The following is a 25,130-nucleotide window of genomic DNA, read 5'->3' as shown; positions in this document are numbered from 1 at the left end:
TCGGGCTTGGGCATAATTACGGTATGACTGCCCAGCTTACCCAGGAATTGCCGGAATTTCCTACCTGGCTCAATGCCAGGCCATCCACCCTGCAGGAGCATCGCGGGCGGGCGCTGGTGCTGGCATTCGTCAATGCCAGCTCGGTGTGGTGCGCCGAGCGCCTGGCCGAGCTGGCGCAGTTCCAGGCGCGCAGCCCCGGCCGGCTGCAGGTGATCGTGGTGCAGGTGCCGCGCTTCGACAGCGAGCGCGAGCCGCAACGCGCGCTCAAGCAGCTGCGCGGCCATGGTGTCAGTGCGCCCATCTTGCTCGACAGGGACTGGGAGACCTGGCGCCGTTTCGGCATCGACTCGTGGCCGACGCTGGTGCTGCTCGATGCCTACGGCCGCGAGCGTCAGCGCCTGGTCGGCGTGACCGGCGATCTCGACAAGGCGCTGGTCGCCCTGTGCGAAGGCCAGCAGCCGCCATCGGACGCCGACCTGCATGGGGTGGCCGAGCGCGATCCCGAGCCGCGCCTGGAGCTGCGGTTTCCAACCGGGCTGGCCGCCACCGAGGACCGCCTGTACATCGCCGACACCGGCCATCACCGCGTGCTCGAATGCACGCATGGTGGCCGCGTGCTGCGCCAGTTCGGCCACGGCAACGCGGACTTCATCGATGGAGGCGTCGGTGAGGCGGCGTTCCGGCGTCCGCAAGGCCTGGCGCTGGAGCGCGACCAGCTGTATGTCGCCGACACCGGCAATCACGCCCTGCGTCGCATCAACCTGCGCAGCGGGCAGGTCGACACCTTGTGCGGCACCGGGCGCTCCGGCGAGCCGGTCGAGGGGCCGCTGGCATTCGCCGGCGCCTCGGCGCTGAACTACCCGCAAGGCCTGGCCGTTGCCGACAATCAGGTGTTGGTCGCCATGGCGGGCGACAACCGCATCTGGAGCTATGACCTGGGCCGCGCCGCATTGAGCGCACGTGCCGGTACCGGTGCGCTCGAGATTCGCGATGGCAGCGGGCACCTGGCCGCATTCGCACAGCCGGCCGGCCTGGCCGCGGTGCAGCAGGTGGCCTACATCTGCGATGGCCTGGGCTCGTCGATCCGCACCATGCAATTGCGCGGCGATCTGGTGCAGACCCTGGTCGGCGGGCAGGGCACCTGGCAGTTCGGCGACGAGGACGGCCCGCGCGGCACTGCGCGGCTGCAGTTTCCGCAAGCCATCGCGCTGGCGGCCGATTCGCCGATGCTGTGGATCGCCGACACCGGCAACGGCCGCCTGCGCTGCCTGCGTCTGGGTGGCGGCGAACTGACCACGGTCGCGCTGCCACGCCGCCTGCATGGCCCGGCCGGGCTGGCGGCCGCCGCCGGCGCGGTGTGGATTGCCGAGACCGATGCCCATGCCGTGTTGCGCTACGACCTGGCGAGCGGCGAACTGCGCGATGTTTCGATAGAAGAATGAACGCAAGGCCCCAATCCGATTTCGATGGAAAGGCGTTTGCTGCGCAACTGAGCACCGCGCCCGGCGTCTACCGCATGTACGCAGGCGACGACACCTTGCTGTATGTCGGCAAGGCCGGTGCATTGCGCAAGCGCGTGGGCAGCTATTTCAACGGCACGCCGAAGAATGCGCGGCTGACCTCGATGCTGTCGCAGGTCGCGCGGATGGACGTCACCGTGACCCGCAGCGAAGCCGAAGCGCTGCTGCTGGAAAACCAGCTGATCAAGTCGCTGTCGCCGCGCTACAACGTGTCGCTGCGCGACGACAAGAGTTATCCCTACGTGCTGCTGACCCGCGAGCAGTGGCCGCGCATCGCCCTGCATCGTGGCCCGCGTGCCGTGCAGGGGCGTTACTTCGGCCCGTACACCGGCGTTACCGGCGTGCGCGAAACGCTGAGCCTGATGCACAAGCTGTTCAAGCTGCGCAGTTGCGAAGACAGCGTGTTCCGCAACCGCTCGCGGCCGTGCCTGCAATACCAGATCGGTCGCTGCAGCGCGCCCTGCGTGGAGCTGGTCGCCGCGCCCGATTACGCCGAATCGGTACGCCGCGCCACCATGTTTCTGGAGGGCAAGAGCGATCAGCTCGGCGAAGAGATCATGCAGTCGATGCAGCAGGCCAGCGAGGCGCTGGAGTTCGAGCGCGCCGCACGCCTGCGCGATCTGCTCTCCTCGCTGCGCAGCATGCAGAACCGCCAGTACGTGGACGGCCGCGCGGCGGATCTGGACGTGCTGGCCTGCGCCACGCAAGCCAGCCAAGCTTGTGTGCTGCTGCTGAGTTTTCGCGACGGCCGCAACCTGGGCACGCGCTCGTTCTTTCCCAAGACCAACGGCGAAGACAGTGCGGACGAAATCCTGGCTGCGTTCGTGTCGCAGTACTACGCCGAACATTCGCCGCCACGCGAGATCCTGCTCGATCGGGAAATTCCCGATGCCGAGCTGATCGAAGCCGCACTCAGCGCCGCCGCCGAATACAAGGTGACGTTGAAGTGGAACGTGCGCGGCGAGCGTGCCGGCTATCTGCTGCTGGCGACACGCAACGCACAGCTGACCCTGGTCACCGAACTCACCAGCCAGAGCGCGCAGCATGCACGCAGCGAGGCATTGCGCGAGATGCTGGGGCTGGCCGAGCAGGTCAGGCGGGTGGAGTGCTTCGACATCAGTCACACCATGGGCGAGGCGACGGTGGCCTCGTGCGTGGTGTTCGATGCCAGCGGCCCGGTGCGCGGCCAATACCGGCGCTTCAACATTTCCGGAATCACGCCGGGCGACGACTATGCGGCGATGCGTCAGGCCATCGAACGGCGTTTTCGACGCGCGGTGGAAGAAAACGGCGTGCTGCCGGATGTGCTGCTGATCGACGGTGGCGCCGGTCAGCTCGCACAGGCGAAGGGTGCGCTGGCCGATCTGGGCATCGAGAATGTGCTGCTGGTCGGCGTGGCCAAGGGCGAGGAGCGCAGGGCAGGGCACGAGGCGCTGATCATGGCCGACGGCCGCGAGCTGCGGCCGGGTGCGGCATCGCCGGCACTGCAGTTCATCCAGCAGGTGCGCGACGAGGCGCACCGCTTTGCGATCACCGGTCACCGCGGCCGCCGCCAGAAGGCGCGCATGACCAGCAAGCTCGAGGATATCCCCGGCATCGGTCCGCGCCGACGCGCGAGCCTGCTCAAGCATTTCGGTGGCCTGGTCGGGCTCAAGGCCGCCGGCGAGGCCGAGATTGCGCGGGTGGAGGGCGTCAATGCCGCACTTGCCGCGCGAATCTACGCTAACCTGCACGGGCTGGCGCTTCCCGATGCGGCAGGCGAGTCGAGTCCGTAATGAAGTTGACCATCCCCACGTGGCTGACACTGCTGAGGATCGTGATGATCCCGGTGTTGGTCGTGGTGTTCTACCTGCCGTACACCTGGACCAATTTCGCCTCCGCCGGCGTATTCGCGCTGGCCGCCATCACCGACTGGCTGGATGGCTGGGTGGCGCGACGTTATCACCAGTATTCGGCCTTTGGCGCGTTCCTGGACCCGGTGGCCGACAAGTTGATGGTCGCAGTGGCATTGTTCCTGATCGTACAGGGCCACCCCACACCATGGATGGCGTTCTGGGCGGCGGTCATCGTCGGCCGCGAAATCGCAGTCTCCGCATTGCGGGAATGGATGGCCGAAATCGGCCAGCGCGCCAAGGTACGGGTGGCGGTGATCGGCAAGGTCAAGACCACCGCACAGATGGTCGCGCTGCTGTGTTTGCTGTACTCGGTGACGCCGGGGCAGATGCCCACGCACGGAATCTGGTTCGGCAACCTGATTTTCCGCGCCGGATACTGGACGCTGGCGATCGCCGCATTGCTGACGCTGTGGTCCGGATTCCAGTACCTGCAGGCCGCCTGGCCGAGCCTGCGCGCCGACGAAAAAGCCGCGATCACCAGCAAACCGAAAAAAGTCGAAAGCAATAGTTGACAGCGATGCTGTTCGCTGTAGAATTTCGCCTCCCAAGCGGGAATAGCTCAGTTGGTAGAGCGCAACCTTGCCAAGGTTGAGGTCGCGAGTTCGAGTCTCGTTTCCCGCTCCAGATGTAGACAAGGCCCCTTGCCGGAGGTCTCGTTGTTTCAAGGCAGGATGCCTTGGGTTTGATGTTTCGGCCTGGTGGTAGAGTGGTTATGCAGCGGACTGCAAATCCGCGTACGCCGGTTCAATTCCGGCCCAGGCCTCCACATTGCATGCGTTGTTTCATGCGTCGGCAACGACGACAGGACTGGCGCAACGAAGTAACAAGCTGTACAATTTTGCTCCACGCGGGAATAGCTCAGTTGGTAGAGCGCAACCTTGCCAAGGTTGAGGTCGCGAGTTCGAGTCTCGTTTCCCGCTCCAGATAGTGATCTACAGACTTCTACTGACGTCTGTAAGTCGTTGAAAAGAGGGGCTTTGGCCCCTTTTTTCATTCCAGCGAGCGCCACGGAAATCCACCCACAGCTACCGTTTTTGAGTGACCAATTGAGGCACAAGAATACGGTTGGGACGGCTACCGGATAGTTGCTGGGGCTGAGCGGGAACCATGACGAGCATTAGGCCTAAGTCATAACTTAGGAGCCTCGAAATGGCACTCTCTGATCTGACAGTCCGGCAGGCAAGAACCACCGGCAAGCGCTACACCCTCTCCGATAACGACTGCCTGGGCCTGATGGTCTCTGCCGCAGGCGGCAAGTCGTGGATCTTCCGATACTACTGGCTGGGCAAGCAAAAGCGCATGTCCCTGGGTGGCTATCCCGCCCTCAGTCTGCGCGAGGCCCGCGCCGAGCGGGACAAGGCTCAGGTTCTGCTCGCCAAGGGCATTGATCCCCAAATCGAACGCGACCAGCGCCGGCACGCGGCCAAGCTGGCGGGCGAATACACCTTCAAGAACGTCTTCGATGCTTGGGTCGAGCATCGCCGCAAGGAACTCAAGGAAGGCCGTCAGAGCACGCTTTCGCAGATCCTGCGCATCTTCAACAAGGACGTGCTGCCTACCCTGGGGAAGATGTCGATCTACGACATTCGACGGCCCCAGCTCGTGGGCGTCGTGGCGGCGATCGAGAAACGCAAGGCGTTCACCACCGCCGAGAAGGTCCGCACCTGGTTCAACCAGATGTTCCGCTATGCCCTGGTCATCGCCGAAGGGCTGGAAGTCAATCCGGCCGCGGACCTGGACGTGGTGGCCGAGCCCAAGCCCCCGGTGGCCCACAACCCCTATCTGCACCTGCCCGAGCTGCCCGAGTTCCTTCAGAAGCTCCGGCGCTACAACCCCCGGGGCTGGCAGACCCAGCTTGGCGTCCGGCTGCTGTTCCTGACGGGGGTGCGCACGGGCGAGTTGCGCCTGGCCGAGCCTGAGCAATTCGACCTCGACCGCGGCTTGTGGATCATCCCGCCGCAGGTCGTCAAGCAACTCCAGGACGAAATGCGCAAGGCCGGCAAGCGGCCGCAGGACGTGCCGCCCTACATCGTGCCCCTGTCCCTGCAGGCCATCGAGATCGTGCGCTATCTCCTGGGCGTGATGCGTCCAGCGCAGAAGTACCTGCTGTCGCATCGCAGCGAACTCAAGAAGCGCATCAGCGAGAACACCCTCAACAAGGCCGTGCAGCTCATGGGCTACGAGGGGCGCCTGACCGGCCACGGCATCCGCGGCACCATCTCGACCGCGCTCAACGAGATCGGATACCCGAAGATTTGGGTGGACGCTCAGCTTTCGCACTCCGACCCCAACAAGGTGAGTTCGGCCTACAACCACGCCAAGTACGTGGAGCCTCGGCGTCGCATGATGCAGGACTGGGCAGACCGTCTTGACCTGCTCGAACAGGGTGAAGTCGAAGCCGCGAGCGCGCATCTGACCATCCGTATCGACGGGGTGCCGGCAATGGCGGAAGTGGAGGAAGTGGTGGGCGCGGTCTCCACGACTGCTGAGCCTGTTGTCCCCGGCGTGCCGCCCGTGGTGGCCACGCCTATCGTCGTGACCCCCAACAGCGGCGGAATCATGTTCCAGCGGCTGTCGCAGGTGCCGCCGCCTCCGGTGCATGCCCCGGAGCCGGAAGTCTCCGCGATCCAGCGCGAGCGCGAGGAAATGCTGGCCATCTACGAGTCGCCGAACAATCTGCCGGTCCCGCTGTTCGGCAAGCTGGCCGGGAAGTCCAAGGACCAGATCAACCGCGAGCTGAAGGCGGGCAAGCTGCTGTCGATCAGCCTGGGCAACCGGGGGCAGCGGGTTCCCGACTGGCAACTGGTGCCGCTCAAGCACAAGCTGGCCCAAGTGCTCATGAACCAATGCCCGCACGCCGATTCGTGGGACCTGTACCGCATGCTGACCCAGCCTCACCCCGACCTGGGTGATCGTGCGGCCATTGATGCGGTCACGCCAACGAACGTGCCCGCAATCATCCGGGTTCTCATGGGCGACTACCAGCACCATGCGGATGTGCCCGAGGCCGTTGCCCCGCGGCCCATCCCCGAGGACGTGCGGCAGAGCGTCCGCCGACTGGTGGACAGCGCAGCGGTGCTTGAAGGGGTCTAGTCCGGTCTAGTCCCATGCTGCAACCTATGGCCGGGATGAGACGGCTCCGGCCTATAGGAGTGCCTGCTACAGGGCGCCTGCCTCGGCGATCTGCAGCGCCCTGCGCTCGAAACGCTTGGCAGCAGAATCTGCTTGCGCGTGGGGCCGTTGGAGGTACGTCACGATCTCATAGGGGCCATCGGCGAGCGGTCGCATGCTTACCCCCCATTGATGGGCACGCTCGATGCGCGATTGCGCGCATACGCCGATGCCGTAGCCGGCTGAAACCCACAGCGCCATCATCTCGAATGAAGTTGCAGGCAGGATGTTCTCTTGGTCCACTGGCATCAGGGAGGCCAACCTCTCGTCCAGCAAGGGACAAGCCTCCGCCTGCCAGCGATAGATTGGATAGTCCTGAAGATCGGAGATGGTGAGCTTCGCCTGATCAACCAAACGGAACCGCGGTGGTATCGCGACGGCCATGCTTTCGCACCACAGCCTCCGGCTACTCGTCAGGTGATCCCCCGCACTGCTAAGAGATAGCCCCGCGTCGTAGCGGCCCTCATGCAGGCCCGTTACCAGCTCTTGATCCGAAACTTCACGCACGGCGATCGCGACACCCGGCTCGTGCGCTCGCTGCAGTGCAAGCAGCGCCGACAGCCGTGAAGACGGCACACCTGGCGCTATGGCGAGTGTGAAATTCGGGGACGGTCTGATGGCGTTGTGCATGGATGCCCCCAAGAGGCAACGGGATCGAAAAGAGCAGCCGACATCATACTCAAGAGATATCTTTAACGTGGTTAAAGATCAGTGATTCCATGACGCTTCTGCGAATGCAGAAGCGCACTATTCGGCCTGGACGGCCCGCCGGAGTAACCACCTATGAGTCCGCACCGGCGTTGGCGTTCGGGCAAGCGGTGCGAGCCGCTCGCCTGGCTCAGGGGATTGCTCAGGATGAGTTCGCGGGCTTGGCGGGGATCGCGCGCTCGCACATGGGCAAGATTGAGCGCGGCGAGCACATGCCGACACTCGCTCTCATTCTAAAAATTTCCCTGGCTCTCAAGATCAGCTCGGCCGAACTGATGACGGCCACGGAGCGCAACCTCTACCTTCAGGGCGATGCGTGACGCCGGATGTGGCGCAGGCGTCGTAGCTAATCGCTCTTTGGCGAACGCAAACGCTCGATGAAGCGCTCTACGGGTGCGGATAGTCCGCTACCGCCTTCGGGCCGAAGCAGGTAGGTGATGATGACGGCCGAATCGAGCGCCAACGGCCGGATCACCACGTCGGGACGTTGACACGCCGCGATTCGGGTCGCCGTTGCGAAGCCGATGCCGTAACCAGCTCCGACCAATGTGAGCATCATGTCCAGCGACGAGACATGCTCAACGATGGTGGACTCGCGCTCCAGGGGATGTAGCAGCCGGGTCAATTCGCGGCAGTAGCCCTCGCAAAGCTGCGGATCGCACATCACCAGCGGGTAACTCACGAGTTCACGTAGCGACACTTCCTTGTGGGCCAGCAACGGGTGCCGGATCGGCACGGTCACCACCAGCGGGTCCTGCCAGATGGGCTCCGTCACCAGTCCGTCGCCGACGTCCGCGGTGTGTGCGAAACCGATCGCGAAGTCGCCGGATCGCAGTCCCCGCAACTGTTCCGCCAGGGTGACCTCGGAGAGCCGTATTTCGATCTCCGGCTCCTCCTGGCGGCACAGGGCAAGAAGTGCAGACAGCCGCGGGTCGATGGCGCCATCGGAGATGGCGATGCGCACGCTGCCTCTTAGGCCTGCGGCGATCGCCCTGACGTTTTCTCGTGCCTGCTCCAGGTTGGTGAACAGCCTGCGAATGTCCTGAAGGAAGGTGGTGCCCGCTGGCGTCAACCGCGTTCCCCGCCGATCGCGGTCAAAGAGCAGCACCCCCAGTTCGTCTTCCAATTCCTTGATCGTGCGGGACAGCGGCGGCTGCTCGATGTGCAAGCGCTCCGCAGCACGGGTGAAATGCAGCTCTTCGGCGAGAGCCACGAAGCAGCGCAAATGACGAAGTTCCATGGGCACGTCCTTCAGCAATCCTGGTCATTGGGTTGGCCACGGCGCATTGCTGCCGAAGTGCGCTTAGAGGGGGCGACGTAGTGCTGGGTCCCTCTTCAGGGCGAGGAAAAAGGCCATCGGTGTATCTGAATAAGAATACATATGTTCATGTATTAACTCAAGTCAAGGGCGGTAGCAACTGTTTCGGAACGTGACGCCGAAGCCAACCCGCTCAATGCTTGAGCGGCTAAGGCAGTACTGACGCCAAAGTAGCGCGAGCCCACAGAGGGGCTCGCGAGATGTAGGACTGAAGGCGCTCTGCCTTCATGGAAAGGCCCAAATCAGGCCGGGTTGATTTCCAACGAGCCACGGTTGATCTGGTCGCGTTCCATCGACTCGAACAAGGCACCGAAGTTTCCTTCGCCGAAGCCCTCGCGGTAGTTGCCCTTGCGCTCGATGAACTCGAAGAACACCGGGCCAAGCAGCGGCTCGGAGAATATCTGCAGCAGCAGGCGGGGCTGGCCGCCTTCGGTCGTGCCGTCGAGCAGAATGCCGCGCGCCTGCAACTCGGGTACGGGCTGGCCATGGCCGGGCAGGCGCTTTTCCAAGTTTGCGTAATAGATGTCGTTGGGGGCGGTCAGCAGCGGGATACCGGCCATCTGCACGCGGTCGAGCGCATCGAGTAGGTTGTCGCACAGCAGGGCGATGTGCTGGATGCCCTCGCCGCTGAACTGCATCAAGAATTCCTCAATCTGGCCGCCGCCCTGGCGTGCTTCCTCGTTCAGCGGGATGCGGATCAGGCCGTCCGGCGCGCTCATCGCCTTGGAGGCTAGGCCGGTGTACTCGCCGTTGATGTCGAAGTAGCGGATCTCTTGGAAGTTGAAGAACTTCGTGTAGAAGTCGGCCCAGTACTCCGACTCGCACAAGCGCAATCCCATGGACGTGTTCCGCGCGTCTGTCCAGAACTGGCCAGAGGTTGTGGAGTGCCATGCGCTGACCGGCGACATGGACTATCTGCTGCGGGTGGTCGTCATGGACATGGCTCACTACTCCCGCTTCGTGCTCGACACGCTGCTCAAGCACCCCAGCGTGCAGGACTGCAAGACCAGCTTCGTGCTGGATCGCGTAAAGAGCACCACGGCCTTGCCCCTATGAGCATTCGGCCGGTTGGTGTGGCGGGGATGCAAATAGCGATTGACCTTCCAACGGTGGCAAGGAGCACACTTCAAACACCCCAACCCGAAAGGAGTTTTCCATGCAATTCCATCTCGAAGACATGACCTGCGGCGGCTGCGCCCGCACTGTGACGAAAACGATCCAAATGATCGACCCCAACGCCAAGATCGTCACGGACCCGCCGACCCGCCGTGTCGAGGTCCAGACCTCGGCCTCGCAAGAGCAGATCGCCGCGGCCCTGAGCGAAGCTGGCTTCCCGCCGCGCGCGCAGTAACACCGCATCGTGGCCGGCATGCACACAGGACGGCCGATGCGAGCACGTGCGCTGCGCCGTACCTGGCGCGGCGCTCAGTGCATCCCAAGGTAGGCCGACCTTGGCCACAGGGCCATCGCCACCATCATCAGGTTCTCGGTCAGGGACACGAAGCCCAGCGGCACGTTGCTGTCCCCGCCCACGCAGGCGCACTTGAGTTCCCGGCGATCGACATAGACCGCCTTGAAAACCGACACGGCCCCGACGGTCCCGATGAACAGCGCCAACGGAATCGACACCCACATCCCCACGCCCGCGACCATCTGGACGCCTGCGATGGCCTCCGCGAACGGGTAGAAATAGGCATACCGAACCCAGCGCTTGGCCAGCAGGTCGTCGCGAAGCCGTCCACGTCCTTGAGCTTCTGCAGCGCCAGGAGGCACATGGCAAAGGCCACGAACCACTCTGCCGCCTGAATGCTCTAGACTTGGCCGAAGGCCGCCCAGCTCGCCGCCAGCGCCATTGCGGCCGCCGTGGCGAACAGCGCGATCACAGGGGTCTAGGTCACGGCGTTCTTGTCCTTCACGGACATGCCGAAGAATTTGCGTAGGTCGTCGTAGCCGCCCACGCGCCGCCCGTTTATGAAGACCTGGGGCGTGGTCTCGATGCCATGCTCCTTCTTGAACGCATCCGTCTGCTCGCGGCTTGCCAAGTGTTTGTCCTCGACCTCGTAGCCCTTGCGGTTGAGCAGATCGAGCGACTTCAGCCCGTAGGGGCAGGTATGGCCGGGCATGACCATTCGGTAGAGCGTGGCTAGCTTGGGCGCAGACATGCAGGACTTCTCCTGTGGGACTTTCCATGGGCCGGCCGTCACGGATTTAAGGACGTTGATGACCTTTCCAGCCTAACCGACGACCGTGCAAAGGGAGTGTAGACACCTGGCTCGCGGGTTGGTCTGGCCCACGGGTTGGTTATCTGGCGGCAATGCCGTCAGTCCTCCATCTGCCAGAGCAACCCTGCCGCAGGCCGGTGCGCCTGAGGCAGCACGCAGGCTCCTAGTGGTTCTCCTTGGCATGGTTGATCGTGTACTTGGGGATCTCGACGGTCAGGTCTTCGGTCGCAACGATGGCCTGGCAGCTCAGCCGCGACTGCGCCTCCAGTCCCCAGGCCCGGTCGAGCAGATCGTCCTCGCATTCCTCGACTTCGTTTAGAGAATCGAACCCCTTGCGCACGATGCAGTGACAGGTCGTGCAGGCACAGCTCATGTCGCAGGCATGCTCGATCTCGATGCCGTTGTCCAGCAGGGCCTCGCAGATCGAAGTGCCTGCTGGCACGTTCAGTTCGGCTCCCTCAGGCGCCAGTTCAGGATGGGGCAAGACGGTGATTTTGGGCATATCTCTCCTGGCTGCTCAGTGCGCACACGGCTTTTTTCCTGCTGCGTTGGCTCGCGCGCGGCGCGGCACTGCGCCAGTGCGCGCTTCGGGCTTGTTGTCACTGATATCGGGCTGCTCCAGCGTGTGCAGGATCGGGCAGTCGGGCCGTTCGTCGCCGGCGCAACACCGGATCAGCGCCTTGAGCGTCGCGGCCATCTCCAGCATGCTCTCGATGCGCCGGTCCAACTCGTCGATGTGTTGCTGGGCCAGACGCTTTACATCAGCACTCTGGCGCGACTTGTCATTCCACAGTCCCAGCAAGTCCGTGATCTCGGCCACCGAGAAGCCGAGGTCGCGCGAACGCCGGATGAAATGCAACCGGTGAACGTCGTCCTGGGTATAGGCGCGGTAGCCCGAATCGGTGCGGTCAGCCGGAGGGATCAGACCGATTTGCTCGTAGTAGCGGATCATTTTGGCCGAGACCTTCGAGGCCTTGGATGCTTCACCGATGTTCATGGTGTTCCTCCTTTCTCAATGAGCGGTATCCGCCGCCAGCGGCGGCTGGAAGCGGCGCAGGCGCAGCGCGTTGCCGAGCACGAACACGCTGGACAGCGCCATCGCGCCAGCCGCGAAGATCGGCGACAACAGCACACCGTATGCGGGGTACAGGACGCCAGCGGCCACCGGGATCAGGGCCGTGTTGTAGCCAAACGCCCAGAACAGGTTCTGGCGGATGTTGCCGATGGTCGCCTTGGACAGCGCGATGGCGTTGGGCACGCCCTGCAGGTTGCCCGACATCAGCACTACGTCGGCCGACTCCACCGCCACGTCGGTGCCGGTGCCGATGGCCAGGCCCACGTCGGCCTCGGCCAGCGCCGGGGCGTCGTTGATGCCGTCGCCCACGTAGGCGATCTGGCCGTGGCTGGCTTTCAGCCGGCGCACGGCTTCGACCTTGCCCTCGGGCAGCACTTCGGCCACCACCTCGTCGATGCCCAGTTGCTTGGCGATGGCCTGCGCGGTACGCGCGTTGTCGCCGGTGATCATCGCCACCTTCAGGCCGAGCTGGTGCAACGCGGCAATGGCCGCGGGCGTGCTGGACTTGATCGGATCGGCCACCGCGATGATGGCGGCCAGCCGGCCGTCGATCGCGGCGTACAGCGGTGACTTGCCCTCGTTGCCCAGGCGCTCGGCCGTGCGAGCGAAGCTGCCCACGTCCAACCCCAGCTCACGCATGAAGCGATCGGCACCGACCTCGACACGCGCGCCGTCCACGGTGGCGCGCACGCCCATGCCCGTGACCGAATCGAAGTCTGTCATCGTCGGCAGCGCGATGCCACCTTCCACGGCCGACTCGACGATGGCGCGTGCGATCGGATGCTCCGAGCGCGATTCGACAGCGGCGACCTTCGCCAGCACCTGGTTGCGGTCAAAGCCGTCGGCAATCTCCAGGTCGGTCAGGACCGGGCGGCCCTCGGTCAGCGTGCCGGTCTTGTCCACGGCCACCACCTTGGCGTCCTTGAGCAGTTGCAGGGCTTCACCCTTGCGGAACAGCACGCCCATCTCGGCGCCCCGGCCCGTGCCGACCATGATGGAGGTCGGCGTCGCCAAACCCATGGCGCAAGGGCAGGCAATGATCAGCACCGCCACGGCATTGACCAGCGCGAAGGACAGCGCGGGCGACGGGCCGAACACCAGCCAGACCAGGAAGGTCAGCACCGCGGCCAGCATGACGGCGGGCACGAACCACAGCGTCACCTTGTCCACCACGGCCTGGATCGGCAGCTTGGAACCTTGCGCCTGCTCGACCATGCGGATGATCTGCGCCAGCATGGTCTGACCGCCCACGGCGGTGGCACGCAGCGTCAGCGCACCCTTCTGGTTGACGGTGCCGCCGACCACGGTGCTGCCTTCCGCCTTTTCGACGGGAATCGGCTCGCCGGTGATCATCGACTCGTCCACGAAGCTGCGGCCCTCGGTCACTTCACCATCGACCGGCACGCGCTCGCCGGGGCGCACTTCCACGATGTCGCCCTGCGCCACGTCGTTGATCGGGATGTCCACGATGCGGCCGTCGCGCAGCACGTGCGCCTCCTTGGCCTGCAGGCCGATCAGGCGCTTGATGGCCTCGGAGGTGCGGCCCTTGGCCCGTGCCTCAAGAAAGCGGCCCAGCAGGATCAGCGCCACGATGACGGCTGCCGCCTCGTAGTACACGTTCACCGTGCCGGCCGGCAGCAGACTGGGCGCGAACGTGGCGACCATCGAATAACCGAAGGCCGCGGCCGTGCCGACCGCGACCAGCGAGTTCATGTCGGGACCCAGGCGGAACAGCGCCGGGAAGCCCTTCTCATAGAAGCGCCAGCCCGGAATGGCGAGCACCAGCAGGGTCAGCACGAACTGCAGATACCAGCTCTGCTGGATGCCAATGGTGGAAGCCACCCACTCGTGCATGCCGGGAATCATGTGCGAGCCCATTTCGAGCACGAACACAGGCAGCGCCAGCACGGCGGCCAGGGTCAGGTCGCGCTTGAGTTCGGCGCGCTCGGCGTCCTTTTTCTCGGCAGCTTCCTCGTCGGCCTGCATGCCTGTATCGACCGGGCTGGCCTCGTAGCCGACCTTATCGACAGCAGCAATCAGATCCTGCACGGATGCTACGCCACGCACGGTAGCGCGCTCGGTCGCCAGATTGACCACAGCCTCAGTGACGCCCGGCACCGCCTTGAGCGCCTTCTCGACGCGGCCCACGCACGAAGCGCAGGTCATGCCTCCGATCGCCAGCTCGATGGTGCCCTGAGGCACGTCGTACCCTACCTTCTCGATCGCCTGGATCAGCGCCATGCGATCGACAGGACGGTTCAGGCGAATGTCCGCTCGCTCGGTGGCGAGATTGACAGACACGCTTGCCACGCCCTCGACCTTGGCAAGGGCGGCCTCGACTCGGCCGACACAGCTTGCGCAGGTCATGCCCTCGATGGGCAGGCTGATTGCCGCTGCTTGGGCGCCAGCACTACTCGTTGTTGCCATGCTCATGGTGTGCTTCCCATAGTTGAAATTCGACATGGAGGGAGCTTAGGGTTTACCATCGTGGGAAGGTCAAGCGCTTTTTCGGATGCTGTCAGGTTTCAGAAATGACCCGGTGCACGGGGAACGGAGGCCTTGCCTGCCAGGCTCGCACTGGTTCTTTGCTGCGCGCGCCTAAGCGGCCGCTGCCTTGTTAATTCTGAAGGGCGAAAACAGCCATTCGAGGTTAGGAAATATTTTAAAAATGAATACAAGTAAGCCATTCAGTACCCCACCGAAGGGTCCCAGCGCCGATTTGGAATCGCTGTCACAGAATGACGTGACCATCTTGGCTGAGACATTCCGCCTCCTGGGTGACCCGTCCCGGCTGAGAATCATGCTGTGCTGCATGAAAGGCTCTTCCTCGGTCGGGGACATCGCTGAAACCCTCGAACTCTCGCAGTCGCTGGTGAGCCACCACCTGCGGCTGCTGCGCGGTGCTCGCCTGGTCAAGGGCGTGCGCCAAGCCAAACAGATCTTCTATGAGGTGGCGGACAAGCACGTGAACCAGGTGCTGCTGGATATGGCCACCCACATCGCGGAAGACCACAACGACGAGTAACTGTTGGGCATAGCATGCCGTTGCGGCGTGGCCTACGTTCCATGGCGATATGCGCCCCACCGCCCGCAGCTGCGTTCGGTGAGGTGGTTTGGATGCCGCTTCCGATCAATCAGAAGTTGAGCGCGCGCTTGTCCACGGCCAGCGAGGCCTCTTTGAACGTCTCGGAGAGGGTCGGATGGGCAAAGCAGATGCGGGCGATGTCTTCGCTGCTGGCCTTGAACGCCATGGCGATCACGGCCTCGGCCACCAGTTCACTGGCCTGCGGGCCGACCACATGCACGCCGAGTATCTCATCAGTGGCAGGATCGGCGATCACCTTGACGAGGCCCGGCGTGTCGCCCAGCGCACGCGCGCGGCCATTGGCCATGAACGGGAAGGAACCGATTCGATAGGCGGTGCCCTGCTCTTTGAGCTGCTGCTCGGTGCGGCCTACCCAGGCAATCTCTGGGCTGGTGTAGATGACGTTGGGGATCGTATTGAAATCGACGTGACCGTGCTGGCCGGCAATGCGCTCGGCCACTGCGACACCTTCCTCTTCCGCCTTGTGCGCCAACATCGGGCCACGCACCACGTCACCGATGGCCCAGATGCCGGGCACACTGGTGCGGCATTCATCGTCCACCAGCACGGCGCCGCGCTCATCCAGTTGGAGTCCCACGGCGGCCGGATTCAGGCCTTCGGTGTTGGGCACACGGCCGATAGCCACGATCACTTTGTCTGCCTGCAAGGACTGCGTCTGGCCCTGGCTGTCGGTGTAGTGAATAGTCACGCCAGCCTCGGTTGCATTGACTTCGCGAACCTTCGCACCTAGTTCGATCTTCAGGCCTTGCTTGTCGAACGCCTTCTTCGCCTCCTTGGCGATGGCTTGGTCGACGATTGGCAGGAAGCTGGGCAAGCCTTCGAGGATCGTGACATCCGCCCCCAGGCGGCGCCAAACGGAGCCCAGCTCCAGGCCGATCACGCCGGCACCGATGACGGCCAACCGATCGGGCACGGCCGCGATGTCCAGCGCGCCGTCGTTGGAGAGCACGACCCGCTCATCGAACGGTAGGTTGGGGAGTGGCCGCACGTTGGAGCCTGTGGCAACGATGATCTGCTTGCCCACCAAGGTAACAGCCTCATCGGCGGCGACGCTCACCTCGAAGCCACCATCGACAGTCCTGGTGAAAGACGCCAGGCCGTTGAAAAACTGGACCTTGTTTTTGCGGAACAGATAAAGGATGCCTTCGTTGCTGGACTTCACGACCTGATTCTTACGTTCCAACATCGTGGTCACATCCATGCGCAGATCACCCGTGGAGATGCCGTGCGTGCCAAAGTGGTGCTTGGCTTGTTCAAAGTTCTCTGACGACTGCAGTAGCGCTTTCGAAGGGATACAACCGATGTTGTTGCAGGTGCCGCCAGGTGCTGGCTTTCCGTCCTTGTTCTTCCAGGCATCTACACAAGCGACCTTCATGCCTAATTGGGCAGCGCGAATGGCCGCGATGTATCCGCCTGGGCCGGCACCGATAACAATGACGTCGAAATGCATTTCCATGATTTACATCTCCAAAGTTTTTGAGGAAATAGTGAGCGCCTATGTCGCGCCTTTTGTCAGGTGGTCGCCAGATTACAGCTCGTTCCCTGACGATCACGTTGAACACTACGGCAGAACGAACCGGGCGCTCGCGGTATTGCCCCCACGTTCGACTTGGACGACGGCCTTCGTGCCCTTGGCTGCGGCGAAGGTCCCGCTGCCTTCGAGGCGGCTTCCGTCCGCGGCAGGCGTGAGTTGCACCTCCTGCTTTTGTGAGCCGGTCAACAGTGTGAGCTTGGCTTTGGTGTTGCTTACATTGACCTGCTTGCCGTGGTCGCGCAGGTAGAGTTGCGCTGCTGCGGGCTGAACGACCAACTCGTAGTCCACGTCCCGGACTTCGGTCACGACGCCACCATGCAGCGGCTTGTGGTCATGCGCGTGGTCATGGTCGCCTGCGGCGAAGGCGGTGACGGATGCCAGGGCGAGGGCGGTGCCGGCCGTGAGGGAACGAAATCGAACAGACATGAAAGCTCCTATAGGGTTACGGTGGTTGAAATCGGGTGACAGAAGGCGTTGCATCAGAATGCCTCCGCGTCGCGGTCGTCCAGCAGGCGTTCGGCAGGCTTGCGGCCGAACAGCCAGAACATGGCGGGTGTAAGGAAGGTGTCTAGCAGCGTGGAGCTGACCAGCCCCGAGAAGATCACCACCGCGACGGGGTGCAGGATCTCAGTACCGGGTCGGGACGCCTCGAACAGCAGCGGGGCCAGCGCGAAGGCCGTGACCAGCGCGGTCATCAGAACCGGGGAAAGCCGTTCGAGCGAGCCACGCACGATCATCTTCTGGTCGAAGTCCTCGCCCTCCATGCGCATGAGGTTGAGGTAGTGGCTCACCTTCAGGATGCCGTTGCGCACAGAAATACCCGCGAGCGTGATGAAGCCGACCAGGGCGGCCACGGACAACGGCTGGCCAGACAGCCACAGCCCCAACACGGCGCCGACCAGGGCCAATGGAATGTTCACCATGATGAGCGCTGATAGGACGACCGACTTGTAGCGCGTGTACAACACCACGAACATGAGCGTCAGGGAGACGATGGACAGCAGGCCCACCAGTCGCGAGGCTTCCTCTTGTGCCTGGAACTGGCCGCCCAGCGTGATGAAGTAGCCTTCGGGCAAGCGCACTTCTTGGACGACGCTGCGTATGTCGGCCACTACTTCGGACAGCGGCCGTCCCTGAGCGTTGGCCGACAAAACTATGCGTCGACGGCCATCGTCGCGGCTGACCTGGTTGGGGCCGTCGCTGTCTTCGATGGTGGCAAGGCGCGACAACGGGACCCGACCCATGGGCGTGTCGATGAGGATGCGGCTCAAGCCCTCAATCGACCGCGCCTGCTCGGGCAGGCGAACCACCAGCGCGAAGCGGCGGTTGCCCTCGATGACCTCGGTGATCTTTTCGCCTTCGACCAGGCTTTGCAGCGTGGACAGAATTTGCGGTGCGGCCACGCCGTAGCGTCCCGCCGCCGCATAATCCACGCGGATTTTGATCTGCGGCGCTAGGACCTGCTTTTCGATCTCCAGGTCAGCAAGCCCCGGAATTCCGGCCAGCTTGGCGCGCAGCAGATCCGCCTGCCCGCGCAGGACGTCCAGGTCCTCGCCGAACACCTTGATGGCGATCTGCGAGCGCACCCCCGACAACATGTGGTCGATGCGGTGCGAGATCGGCTGGCCAATGCCGATGGAGCCGGGCAAGTGAGCCAGACGCGAACGGATGTCGGCGGTGATCTCCTCCATGGAGCGCTTTAGCTCCGAGGCGGGCAGCAGGCCCACGTCCAGCTCGCTGACATGCACGCCTTCGGCATGCTCGTCCAGCTCGGCCCGTCCGCTGCGCCGGCCCACGTGCTGCACCTCTGGCACCTGCGCGACCAGCAGCTCGGCTTGCTGGGCAAGCGCCGAAGATTCGGCCAGCGTCACACCGGGATTCAGGCGCAGGCCCACCAGCAACGTTCCTTCATTGAACGGGGGCAGGAACGTGGTCGGGAAGAATGGCACCGCGGCGACAGCCAGTGTGACAGCCACAGCGGCCATGCCAAGGGCGGCACGCGGCCGCTGCAAGACCCGCTGCAGGCCGCCCTGATAGCGCGTCTTCAACCAGGCTAGAAGCCGAGTGTCGCCATGGTCCAGCGTCCTCATCTTGGGCAGCAGGTAGTACGAAAGCACCGGAGTGACCGTCACAGAGACCAGCAGCGAGGCCAGCGTGGAGACGATGAAGGCGATGCCCAGCGGCACGAACAAGCGCCCCTCCATCCCCGGCAGCGCGAACAGGGGCAGGAACACCAGCACAATGATCATCGTGGCGTAGAGAATCGCCGAGCGAACCTCCATCGAGGCCCTGGCAACGATGACCAGGGGCGTCAGCCGGTTCTCAGGGTGGCGGGTGCGGTCCTCCTTGAGCCGCCGCATGATGTTCTCCACATCGACCACAGCATCGTCCACGAGACCGCCGATGGCGATCGCCAGCCCACCGAGCGTCATGGTGTTGATTGATAGGCCGAAATAGTGGAACACCAGCCCGGTCACGAAGATCGAGGCAGGAATCGCGGTCAACGCGATCACCAGGGGGCGCAAAGTGCCCAGGAAGAAGAACAGGATCACCGCCACGAAGACCGATGCGCCGATGAGCTTGCCTTGCAGCGTGCTGATGGACGCCTCGATGAAGTTGGCTTGTCGGAAGGTCACCTGTGGCTCGGCCATGCCAGCCGGCAGTGAGCCCTTCATGTCCGCCAACGCTGACTCGATCGAGCGGGTCAGTGCAATCGTATCGGCCGTGGGCTGCTTTTGGATGCCCAGGATCACGGCTGGCAGGCCCTCGAAGCCCGCATCGCCGCGCTTGATGGCTGGCGCAAACTGAACATCGGCGACCTGGTGGAGCAGGATGGGTTGGCCCGCACGCACCGCGAGAGGCAGGTTACGCAGGTCGTCGAGTCGGGACGTGCGGCCCAGGTTGCGGATCAGGTACTCGCGGCCATTGATCTCCAGGAAGCCGCCGGAAGTGTTCGCGGAGAAGCCCTTGAGAGCCGCATCCAGATCGGACGCAGTCACGCCCAGCTCTGACATTCGCGTGGTGTTGGGCTGGACCTGGAACTGACGGACCTCGCCTCCGATCGGGATGACTTGGGCAACACCAGGTATGGCCATCAGCCGGGGGCGTAGCACCCAGTCCGCGTACTCGCGAGTGTCCATGGCCGACAGCGGCGGGGCTGCGTTCTTCTGCCCTGAGGGCTTGGCACCGATGGGGATTGCAATCTGCATGATCTCGCCCATCACTGAGCTGATTGGCCCCATAGTGGGCGTCACGCCCGGGGCTAGCCCTTCCTCCATGGACGTCAGGCGTTCGGAGACCATCTGGCGCGCCCGGAAGATGTCGGTCTTCCAGTCAAATGTCACGTAGATGAAGGAAAGCCCGGCGCTGGAGACCGAGCGCACGCTTTCGACGCTGGGCAGGCCGTTCATGGCCGTTTCGAGCGGGAACGTGATGAGTTGCTCGACTTCTTCGGCAGCCATGCCGCCAGCCTCCGTCATGAGAGTGACGGTCGGCTTGTTGAGATCGGGAAAGACATCTACCGGCGTGCGCGTCAGGGTGAACGCGCCATACGCCATCAGCACCAGCGCCCCGATGATGACCAGGAGCCGGTTTCGTAAGCTATTTTCGAGAAGCCACTTGAACATGGAATGGTGCCCCTCAACGAACTTGATTGATCAGGGACGCGCCCTCGACAACCACGCGGTCGCCGTCCGCCAGGCCCGAAGTGACAGCGATGGATGCACCATCCAAAGGAGTGATGTTCACGACACGCGGCTCGAAGCGCTCGGCCTGGTCTTTGACCCAGACGATGTTCTGGTTGGCAGGGTTCTTCATCAGCGCACCGGAAGGCACGCGGTAGCCAGGTACCGTCGTCGCCTCTTGCACGAAGACCACCACCGGCATACCGACCGCCAAGCGCGAGAGGCTTTCGCTGGTGCCCTTGAACAGCATGGGCAGGGCCTGCTCGCGCAGGCTGCTGGCGGCACCGACGAAGCTCAGCGGCACCTTCTGACCGCCTACTGCGAGTGCAGCACCGGCCAGGTTCTGTGCCATTGCCGGATCGTAGGCAAGCGCCTCGATGCGCAGTTGGGTCGGATCGACCACCTCAAACACCAGTTCGCGCGCATCCACGACCTGCCCGGCAACTGCGGGGCTGGATGCGATGACGCCGCTGACTGGGGCCTTCAGTACGTCCCTGCCGGCGAGGCCCCCGCTCAAGGCGCGGGCGCGTTCGGTCAGGCTGTTCACTTCGCTTTCGGCTGCTTCGATCTCCTTGCGGGGCACGGTCTCCGACAGCTCGCGCAGCCGGGCCAAGCGCTTCTGCGCGAGCGCTTGGCCCGCACGCAGCTCGGCAACCTGGGCCATCTGGCCTGAGCGCTCCAGCACACCGCTGGCCGGTTCGATGTAAGCCAGCACCTGGCCCTTGCGCACGGATTGGCCGATCTGCGGCAGACCATCCGGCCCGGGCACCAGCCGGCCCATTACCATTGCCTGGACCTTGCCGCCTGTCGTCGGGTCCATGATTACTTTGCCAGCCAGTTCATGGCTGCGGGCCAAGGGCTCCTGCTTGATCAGCTGGGTGCGTACACCGATCTGACGTTGCGACGGTTTCGGAAGAAACACGCTGCCATCAGGCTGGCGCTGGGGGCCATTGGAAGACGCAGCCGGCGCTTCGTCGCCGTGGTCATGGCCGTCGTGAGCGAACGCGGGAGCAGCCAGAGCCAATGCAGCCGCCATGGCCGTCGTCATTAGGAAACGGAAGTTGCGCTTCATGCTGCACCTCGCAGTGCACCGTTGGTGCGTGTACGTCTGCGCAGCGCCCACGCTAGGACACCGACGCCGAGGACTGCGGCACCGCCACCTAGTACGACCACACGGCCGGATGCGACGGCATGCTCGTGTTCGGCGTCTTCGCTATGAACATCGAGAACGCCCGTCAACAGGTCCGATTGGCCCTGCGCAGTAATAGTGGCCATGATTGAGGTCTCGCCATCGGATAGCGGCTCAGTCAGATCGGCCTCGAACTCTCCAACCCCGTGTGAGCTGACCTTTACCTGTTGACCACCCAGCTCGAGGGTCAGCTCGCCATCGGTCACCGGCCGGTTGTCGGCAGCATGGTCGAGGTAGAGTGTGAGACGCTGGCCGTTCAGCACACCCACCAGTTCGAAGTCATCGGAAACTGCGGCAAAGCGCGGAAGCGCGGCCGCTGCGGGGGCAGGAGCGGCTTCGCCATGGTCATGGCCGTCGCCGGCCCACGTTGCGCTACTGCCAAGCAGGAGGCTGGACAAGGCAGCTGCACGCCAGAAAGAGGATTGCGACATTTCTAAGGTTCCAGGATGGTTGAGCGCGCGCCGATCAGCGCGTGCCGGAGATGTCAGTGAAAGTCTCGGTCGGCTGCGGCAGCGTGCCTTGTGCCTGCAACAGGGACGAGATGGCCGCGGCATGCTCCACCTTGGCGAGCAGCGCCGCGCGCTCGGCCTCGGTGGCCTCCTGCTCGATGCGAAGGCGTGTCGGCATGTCCGTCTCGCCCATCGCGAACGACTTTTGGTAGAAGGTGCGCGTTTGTTGGGCTAGTCGCTGGCGCTCCGAAGCGGCCTGCATCTGGGTGCTGGTTGCCAGTTCGCGCGATTGGGCAGTTCGAATTTCCGAGAGTAGCCGGGTGCGCTGGGCCGCGAGTGCCGACTCAGCCTCCAGTGCCTGCGCATTGGCGCTGGACAATTGCTCGGTATGACGGCTACCCGTACCGAAGGGAATGCGCACACCCACCGTGATCGTCTGGTTGTAGCGTTCGCCGTAGCCGCCCCGATCCCGCGTGGTCGCCAGGGTCAGTTCGGGGTTGGCGTACTTCTGATGGGACACCAGTTCCGCAGAGCGGCGGGCCGCCAGCGCCTTGTGCTGCAGTTCCAGCAGCGCAGGGTGGTTACCCAACAACGCGCCGGACGGCTGTGCCGATGCCGGTTGAACTCGGACACCTGACTGCTCCGGCTGCGCGGAATCGGCCTGCGACGGGATACTCTCGATGCCGGTCAGTGCCAACAACGCCTCGCGCTGCGTGATTTCTTCGGCCTGAGCAATGGCCAGGGCACTACGAGCCGACGCCAAGGCGCCATCGGCCTGGTTTCTGTCGGCTTGCGCCAGGTCGCCCGCGCGAACCCGGCGAGCCACATCTTGCGCCAACTCGTCCGCGCTGCGGGTGCGATCCTGCGCCGCCACCAATTCGGCCTGGGCACGCTGCCATGCCCACCATGCCTGGCGAACCTGTCCGGCCGTGCGTAGCTTGGCGGCCAGCATCCGGCTGGATAGCGCGAGGCTTTCCGCGTCCGCCCAGCGTGCCGACGAGGCGCGCTCACCAGGCATCCAAAGGGGAATAGCCACCCCGACTTCATATTCGCGCTGTCCGTTGCGGTTGTTGAACCGATCAGTTTTGGTGGAGGCTTCCAGCGCCATCGGACCTGCCACCCAACTGCCGGCCGTCTCTTGGCGTGCTTGGGCGGCCTGCTGCCAGGCGCCTTCTCCAGCGGCTTCTGGCTGCCGCTGCCAAGCTGACTCCCACAATTGGGCGACCATGTGGCTGTCTGGTCTGGATGGGACGTGAGGGGCGGCTACTGGCTGGGCTAGCACGGTGCCGGCCCAAAGCGTGGATACCGCCCATATCCATCCCTTGCGTATGTCTTTGCGAAGCATTCAATTCTCCATCGGTGTTGCATCAGTACTTACCCCCGGCTGGGTGTTCTCTTTCCGAGCAAGTGCTTGTCGTTGAAAAGCCACTGTTCACTGGCTTGGATATGAACAATTGTATATCTATTCATATGAATGGGAAAGAAAACCTTACATCCTTTGAGCACCAATCGCCTTAGAGAGGGCGTCGGGCGCAAGACATCGAGAGGCGAGGTGGGGCTAATCCACTGCGCAAACAGCTATGCAGACTCCTTGAGCATATCCCCCGGGGGGGGATATGATTGCTGCATGAAAGAGATGCACAAGCACACCAGCCACCCAGATCTCGTGAAACGGCTCAAGCGCGCCGAGGGTCATCTGCGACACGTCATCGGGATGATCGAAGGAGAAGAAACCTGCCTGGACATCGCTCGCCAGCTCGCTGCGGTGGAGAGCGCCGTCACAGCGGCCAAGCGCGTCCTGATCCATGACCACATCGACCACTGCCTATCTCATGATGAGGACTCCGTTCTAGCCGAAATGAAGGCGCTAACCAGACTGCTCTGAGGTCTCTCGATGCTCTCCGTCCTAAAGAACCGCACCTACCGCCACCTGTTCACCGCGCAGGTGATCGCACTCGTCGGCACAGGCCTGATGACGGTAGCGCTCGGCCTACTTGCCTACGAGCTGGCCGGGGCCGATGCAGGTGCGGTGCTCGGGTCGGCGCTGGCTATCAAGATGCTGGCCTATGTGGGAGTCGCTCCAGTCGCACAGGCCTTCGCCGACCAGTTCCCGCGACGGTCATTGCTCGTAGCGCTGGACCTGGTACGAGCGGTTGTCGCGATCTGTTTGCCCTTTGTCACCGAGGTCTGGCAGATCTATCTGCTGATCTTTGTCCTGCAAGCGGCATCCGCCGGCTTCACGCCGACTTTCCAAGCCACTATCCCGGACATCCTTCCCGATGAAGAGGACTACACGAAGGCGCTGTCGCTGTCCCGGCTGGCCTATGACCTGGAAAGCCTGATTTCCCCGATGCTGGCTGCTGCGCTGCTGACCGTCATCAGCTTTCACAACCTGTTCGCGGGAACAGTGCTCGGTTTCCTCGTTTCAGCCGCGCTCGTGGTCAGCGTGCGGTTGCCCACAACTATTCCCGGACCGCGCCGCGGCATTTGGGATCGCACGACCCGCGGCACACGCATCTATCTCGCTACGCCACGCCTGCGGGGCCTGCTGGCGATCAGCTTGGCCGTCTCGGCGGCGGGCGCCATGGTGATCGTGAACACGGTGGTTCTCGTGAAGGCGCGCTTTGGCCTAGGCGAGGTCGAAGTGGCGTCGGCACTGGCGGCATTCGGAGGCGGTTCGATGGTGGCAGCCTTCGTTCTGCCATCCTTACTGGAAAAGGTGGCCGACCGAACCGCGATGCTCACCGGCGCTACCGTACTGGTCGTGGGCACGGGGATCGGCGCACTGCTGCCGAGCTATGCATTGTTGCTGCCGCTGTGGTTGATCATCGGCTTTGGCTACAGCGTGGCGCAAACGCCATCCGGCCGTCTTCTGCGCCGCTCGGCCCATGCCGAGGACCGTCCTGCGATCTTCGCGGCACACTTCGCGCTGTCGCACGCCTGTTGGCTCATCTGCTACCCACTTGCCGGCCGCTTCGGCGCGGTCATGGGCTTGCCATCGACCTTCATTGTCATGTCCCTGGTCGGCTTGGCCGGCGTGGCGCTGACGCTCTGGCTGTGGCCGGCCAGCGACCCTTCTGACGTGGCGCATGACCACCCCAGCTTGCCGCCGGATCACCCTCATTTACGCACACACGCAGACCAAGGCAGGCACCATCACCAGCTGATTCTGGATGACCTGCACCGTATCTGGCCGAAAGGATAGGCACATTTTCTCGTTGCGGCATCACAACGCATGGCTTCGGAGGCTGAGAAGGGTG

Annotated in this window: 24 protein-coding genes and 3 tRNA genes; 13 read left to right on the top strand and 14 right to left on the bottom strand. The window is 63.6% G+C overall.

The features are described from left to right. Positions 1-23: 23 nt before the first annotated feature. The 7 genes from ACCQ04_RS10990 (at position 24) to ACCQ04_RS10960 (ending at position 6,508) form a co-directional block, all read left to right on the top strand. Positions 24-1,442 (top strand): hypothetical protein, encoded by a 1,419-nt coding sequence (locus ACCQ04_RS10990; protein ID WP_226427728.1) that lies wholly within the window; start codon positions 24-26, stop codon positions 1,440-1,442. Then, entirely contained in the window at positions 1,439-3,295 is a 1,857-nt protein-coding gene (uvrC, locus tag ACCQ04_RS10985) for an excinuclease ABC subunit UvrC (RefSeq protein ID WP_054592960.1), read from the top strand. The genes ACCQ04_RS10990 and uvrC overlap by 4 nt, the downstream gene beginning before the upstream one ends. Then, positions 3,295-3,927 (top strand): CDP-diacylglycerol--glycerol-3-phosphate 3-phosphatidyltransferase, encoded by a 633-nt coding sequence (gene pgsA / locus ACCQ04_RS10980; protein ID WP_024938673.1) that lies wholly within the window; start codon positions 3,295-3,297, stop codon positions 3,925-3,927. The genes uvrC and pgsA overlap by 1 nt, the downstream gene beginning before the upstream one ends. A 36-nt stretch (positions 3,928-3,963) precedes the next feature. Further along, positions 3,964-4,039 (top strand) — tRNA-Gly (locus ACCQ04_RS10975). Between the two features lie 68 nt (positions 4,040-4,107). Then, positions 4,108-4,181 (top strand) — tRNA-Cys (locus ACCQ04_RS10970). An 81-nt stretch (positions 4,182-4,262) separates the two neighbouring features. Next, positions 4,263-4,338: transfer RNA gene (locus ACCQ04_RS10965), tRNA-Gly, on the top strand. Positions 4,339-4,564: 226 nt separating this feature from the next. Further along, a complete protein-coding gene (locus tag ACCQ04_RS10960) occupies positions 4,565-6,508 on the top strand; it encodes a tyrosine-type recombinase/integrase (protein WP_012614046.1) in 1,944 nt (647 codons plus the stop codon). 66 nt (positions 6,509-6,574) lie between these two features. On the opposite strand, the gene ACCQ04_RS10955 is transcribed toward ACCQ04_RS10960, so the two are convergent. Beyond that, a complete protein-coding gene (locus tag ACCQ04_RS10955) occupies positions 6,575-7,216 on the bottom strand; it encodes a substrate-binding domain-containing protein (RefSeq protein ID WP_012614047.1) in 642 nt (213 codons plus the stop codon). A gap of 104 nt (positions 7,217-7,320) precedes the next feature. Between ACCQ04_RS10955 and ACCQ04_RS10950 the strand changes: the two genes are divergently transcribed. Then, positions 7,321-7,614 carry a helix-turn-helix domain-containing protein gene (locus ACCQ04_RS10950; RefSeq protein WP_024082527.1) on the top strand — a complete coding sequence of 98 codons (294 nt, stop codon included), beginning with the start codon at positions 7,321-7,323 and terminating at the stop codon, positions 7,612-7,614. Positions 7,615-7,640: 26 nt separating this feature from the next. On the opposite strand, the gene ACCQ04_RS10945 is transcribed toward ACCQ04_RS10950, so the two are convergent. Beyond that, the gene (locus ACCQ04_RS10945; protein ID WP_012614048.1) at positions 7,641-8,534 is read right to left on the bottom strand and encodes a LysR family transcriptional regulator; all 894 of its coding nucleotides are present in this window, start codon (positions 8,532-8,534) and stop codon (positions 7,641-7,643) included. Between the two features lie 320 nt (positions 8,535-8,854). Beyond that, on the bottom strand, positions 8,855-9,451 hold the full coding sequence (locus tag ACCQ04_RS10940; RefSeq protein WP_017511445.1) for a VOC family protein: 597 nt from the start codon (positions 9,449-9,451) through the stop codon (positions 8,855-8,857). On the opposite strand from ACCQ04_RS10940, the gene ACCQ04_RS10935 reads away from it, so the two are divergent. Together ACCQ04_RS10935 and ACCQ04_RS10930 are read left to right on the top strand one after the other, a co-directional pair. Beyond that, the gene (locus ACCQ04_RS10935; RefSeq protein WP_017511446.1) at positions 9,450-9,668 is read left to right on the top strand and encodes an Lrp/AsnC ligand binding domain-containing protein; all 219 of its coding nucleotides are present in this window, start codon (positions 9,450-9,452) and stop codon (positions 9,666-9,668) included. The genes ACCQ04_RS10940 and ACCQ04_RS10935 overlap by 2 nt on opposite strands. Before the next feature lie 100 nt (positions 9,669-9,768). Then, positions 9,769-9,963, top strand: a complete 195-nt coding sequence (locus ACCQ04_RS10930) for a heavy-metal-associated domain-containing protein (RefSeq protein ID WP_012614049.1) — start codon at positions 9,769-9,771, stop codon at positions 9,961-9,963. Positions 9,964-10,037: 74 nt separating this feature from the next. Here ACCQ04_RS10930 and ACCQ04_RS10925 read toward each other — a convergent pair whose 3' ends face one another. The 5 genes from ACCQ04_RS10925 to ACCQ04_RS10905 all read right to left on the bottom strand — a co-directional run bounded on the left by ACCQ04_RS10925 (position 10,038) and on the right by ACCQ04_RS10905 (position 14,342). Then, positions 10,038-10,406 carry a MauE/DoxX family redox-associated membrane protein gene (locus ACCQ04_RS10925; protein WP_223656233.1) on the bottom strand — a complete coding sequence of 123 codons (369 nt, stop codon included), beginning with the start codon at positions 10,404-10,406 and terminating at the stop codon, positions 10,038-10,040. Between the two features lie 95 nt (positions 10,407-10,501). Continuing rightward, positions 10,502-10,774: a glutaredoxin domain-containing protein gene (locus tag ACCQ04_RS10920; protein ID WP_012614050.1), complete on the bottom strand. Its 273-nt coding sequence runs from the start codon at positions 10,772-10,774 to the stop codon at positions 10,502-10,504. A 223-nt stretch (positions 10,775-10,997) separates the two neighbouring features. Beyond that, positions 10,998-11,336, bottom strand: a complete 339-nt coding sequence (gene fdx, locus ACCQ04_RS10915; protein ID WP_012614051.1) for an ISC system 2Fe-2S type ferredoxin — start codon at positions 11,334-11,336, stop codon at positions 10,998-11,000. Positions 11,337-11,351: 15 nt separating this feature from the next. After that, complete coding sequence (cueR, locus tag ACCQ04_RS10910; RefSeq protein ID WP_012614052.1) at positions 11,352-11,831, bottom strand: Cu(I)-responsive transcriptional regulator; 480 nt, start codon at positions 11,829-11,831, stop codon at positions 11,352-11,354. Between the two features lie 15 nt (positions 11,832-11,846). Beyond that, a complete protein-coding gene (locus tag ACCQ04_RS10905; protein WP_017511447.1) occupies positions 11,847-14,342 on the bottom strand; it encodes a heavy metal translocating P-type ATPase in 2,496 nt (831 codons plus the stop codon). Between the two features lie 379 nt (positions 14,343-14,721). On the opposite strand from ACCQ04_RS10905, the gene ACCQ04_RS10900 reads away from it, so the two are divergent. Continuing rightward, on the top strand, positions 14,722-14,934 hold the full coding sequence (locus ACCQ04_RS10900; RefSeq protein WP_425355277.1) for an ArsR/SmtB family transcription factor: 213 nt from the start codon (positions 14,722-14,724) through the stop codon (positions 14,932-14,934). A 109-nt stretch (positions 14,935-15,043) separates the two neighbouring features. Here ACCQ04_RS10900 and lpdA read toward each other — a convergent pair whose 3' ends face one another. The 6 genes from lpdA to ACCQ04_RS10870 all read right to left on the bottom strand — a co-directional run bounded on the left by lpdA (position 15,044) and on the right by ACCQ04_RS10870 (position 23,098). Beyond that, on the bottom strand, positions 15,044-16,471 hold the full coding sequence (gene lpdA / locus ACCQ04_RS10895) for a dihydrolipoyl dehydrogenase (RefSeq protein ID WP_015912827.1): 1,428 nt from the start codon (positions 16,469-16,471) through the stop codon (positions 15,044-15,046). A 105-nt stretch (positions 16,472-16,576) separates the two neighbouring features. Next, positions 16,577-16,975, bottom strand: a complete 399-nt coding sequence (locus ACCQ04_RS10890) for a hypothetical protein (RefSeq protein ID WP_015912828.1) — start codon at positions 16,973-16,975, stop codon at positions 16,577-16,579. A gap of 53 nt (positions 16,976-17,028) precedes the next feature. Then, positions 17,029-20,175: an efflux RND transporter permease subunit gene (locus tag ACCQ04_RS10885; RefSeq protein WP_012614056.1), complete on the bottom strand. Its 3,147-nt coding sequence runs from the start codon at positions 20,173-20,175 to the stop codon at positions 17,029-17,031. 13 nt (positions 20,176-20,188) lie between these two features. Further along, positions 20,189-21,304, bottom strand: a complete 1,116-nt coding sequence (locus ACCQ04_RS10880) for an efflux RND transporter periplasmic adaptor subunit (RefSeq protein WP_003821159.1) — start codon at positions 21,302-21,304, stop codon at positions 20,189-20,191. Next, positions 21,301-21,852: a hypothetical protein gene (locus ACCQ04_RS10875; RefSeq protein WP_015912829.1), complete on the bottom strand. Its 552-nt coding sequence runs from the start codon at positions 21,850-21,852 to the stop codon at positions 21,301-21,303. Before ACCQ04_RS10875 ends, ACCQ04_RS10880 begins: the two co-directional genes overlap by 4 nt. A 34-nt stretch (positions 21,853-21,886) precedes the next feature. Continuing rightward, positions 21,887-23,098, bottom strand: a complete 1,212-nt coding sequence (locus ACCQ04_RS10870) for a TolC family protein (protein WP_223656232.1) — start codon at positions 23,096-23,098, stop codon at positions 21,887-21,889. A gap of 399 nt (positions 23,099-23,497) precedes the next feature. Between ACCQ04_RS10870 and ACCQ04_RS10865 the strand changes: the two genes are divergently transcribed. Further along, positions 23,498-23,755 carry a metal-sensing transcriptional repressor gene (locus tag ACCQ04_RS10865; RefSeq protein WP_003821156.1) on the top strand — a complete coding sequence of 86 codons (258 nt, stop codon included), beginning with the start codon at positions 23,498-23,500 and terminating at the stop codon, positions 23,753-23,755. A gap of 9 nt (positions 23,756-23,764) precedes the next feature. After that, complete coding sequence (locus ACCQ04_RS10860; protein ID WP_003821155.1) at positions 23,765-25,075, top strand: MFS transporter; 1,311 nt, start codon at positions 23,765-23,767, stop codon at positions 25,073-25,075. The last annotated feature ends 55 nt before the right edge of the window (positions 25,076-25,130 follow it).

This window comes from Xanthomonas sp. NCPPB 2866, from assembly GCF_041475745.2.
In the GTDB taxonomy this organism is placed as follows: Bacteria; Pseudomonadota; Gammaproteobacteria; order Xanthomonadales; family Xanthomonadaceae; genus Xanthomonas; species Xanthomonas arboricola.
Note: the sequence above shows the minus strand (reverse complement) of the source record. Positions and strands in the feature narration are given on the sequence as shown.

Bases quoted from the DNA above. Each gene is read 5' to 3' on its own strand.
- ACCQ04_RS10890 (WP_015912828.1), bottom strand. From the start codon at position 16,975: ATGTCTGTTCGATTTCGTTCCCTCACGGCCGGCACCGCCCTCGCCCTG.
- fdx (WP_012614051.1), bottom strand. From the start codon at position 11,336: ATGCCCAAAATCACCGTCTTGCCCCATCCTGAACTGGCGCCTGAGGGA.
- ACCQ04_RS10960 (WP_012614046.1), top strand. From the start codon at position 4,565: ATGGCACTCTCTGATCTGACAGTCCGGCAGGCAAGAACCACCGGCAAG.
- ACCQ04_RS10860 (WP_003821155.1), top strand. From the start codon at position 23,765: ATGCTCTCCGTCCTAAAGAACCGCACCTACCGCCACCTGTTCACCGCG.
- ACCQ04_RS10885 (WP_012614056.1), bottom strand. From the start codon at position 20,175: ATGTTCAAGTGGCTTCTCGAAAATAGCTTACGAAACCGGCTCCTGGTC.
- ACCQ04_RS10865 (WP_003821156.1), top strand. From the start codon at position 23,498: ATGAAAGAGATGCACAAGCACACCAGCCACCCAGATCTCGTGAAACGG.
- uvrC (WP_054592960.1), top strand. From the start codon at position 1,439: ATGAACGCAAGGCCCCAATCCGATTTCGATGGAAAGGCGTTTGCTGCG.
- ACCQ04_RS10920 (WP_012614050.1), bottom strand. From the start codon at position 10,774: ATGTCTGCGCCCAAGCTAGCCACGCTCTACCGAATGGTCATGCCCGGC.
- ACCQ04_RS10945 (WP_012614048.1), bottom strand. From the start codon at position 8,534: ATGGAACTTCGTCATTTGCGCTGCTTCGTGGCTCTCGCCGAAGAGCTG.
- ACCQ04_RS10990 (WP_226427728.1), top strand. From the start codon at position 24: ATGACTGCCCAGCTTACCCAGGAATTGCCGGAATTTCCTACCTGGCTC.
- ACCQ04_RS10930 (WP_012614049.1), top strand. From the start codon at position 9,769: ATGCAATTCCATCTCGAAGACATGACCTGCGGCGGCTGCGCCCGCACT.
- ACCQ04_RS10875 (WP_015912829.1), bottom strand. From the start codon at position 21,852: ATGTCGCAATCCTCTTTCTGGCGTGCAGCTGCCTTGTCCAGCCTCCTG.
- ACCQ04_RS10955 (WP_012614047.1), bottom strand. From the start codon at position 7,216: ATGCACAACGCCATCAGACCGTCCCCGAATTTCACACTCGCCATAGCG.
- pgsA (WP_024938673.1), top strand. From the start codon at position 3,295: ATGAAGTTGACCATCCCCACGTGGCTGACACTGCTGAGGATCGTGATG.
- ACCQ04_RS10905 (WP_017511447.1), bottom strand. From the start codon at position 14,342: ATGAGCATGGCAACAACGAGTAGTGCTGGCGCCCAAGCAGCGGCAATC.
- lpdA (WP_015912827.1), bottom strand. From the start codon at position 16,471: ATGGAAATGCATTTCGACGTCATTGTTATCGGTGCCGGCCCAGGCGGA.
- ACCQ04_RS10880 (WP_003821159.1), bottom strand. From the start codon at position 21,304: ATGAAGCGCAACTTCCGTTTCCTAATGACGACGGCCATGGCGGCTGCA.
- ACCQ04_RS10935 (WP_017511446.1), top strand. From the start codon at position 9,450: ATGGACGTGTTCCGCGCGTCTGTCCAGAACTGGCCAGAGGTTGTGGAG.
- ACCQ04_RS10870 (WP_223656232.1), bottom strand. From the start codon at position 23,098: ATGGTCGCCCAATTGTGGGAGTCAGCTTGGCAGCGGCAGCCAGAAGCC.
- ACCQ04_RS10900 (WP_425355277.1), top strand. From the start codon at position 14,722: ATGAAAGGCTCTTCCTCGGTCGGGGACATCGCTGAAACCCTCGAACTC.
- cueR (WP_012614052.1), bottom strand. From the start codon at position 11,831: ATGAACATCGGTGAAGCATCCAAGGCCTCGAAGGTCTCGGCCAAAATG.
- ACCQ04_RS10940 (WP_017511445.1), bottom strand. From the start codon at position 9,451: ATGGGATTGCGCTTGTGCGAGTCGGAGTACTGGGCCGACTTCTACACG.
- ACCQ04_RS10950 (WP_024082527.1), top strand. From the start codon at position 7,321: ATGCAGAAGCGCACTATTCGGCCTGGACGGCCCGCCGGAGTAACCACC.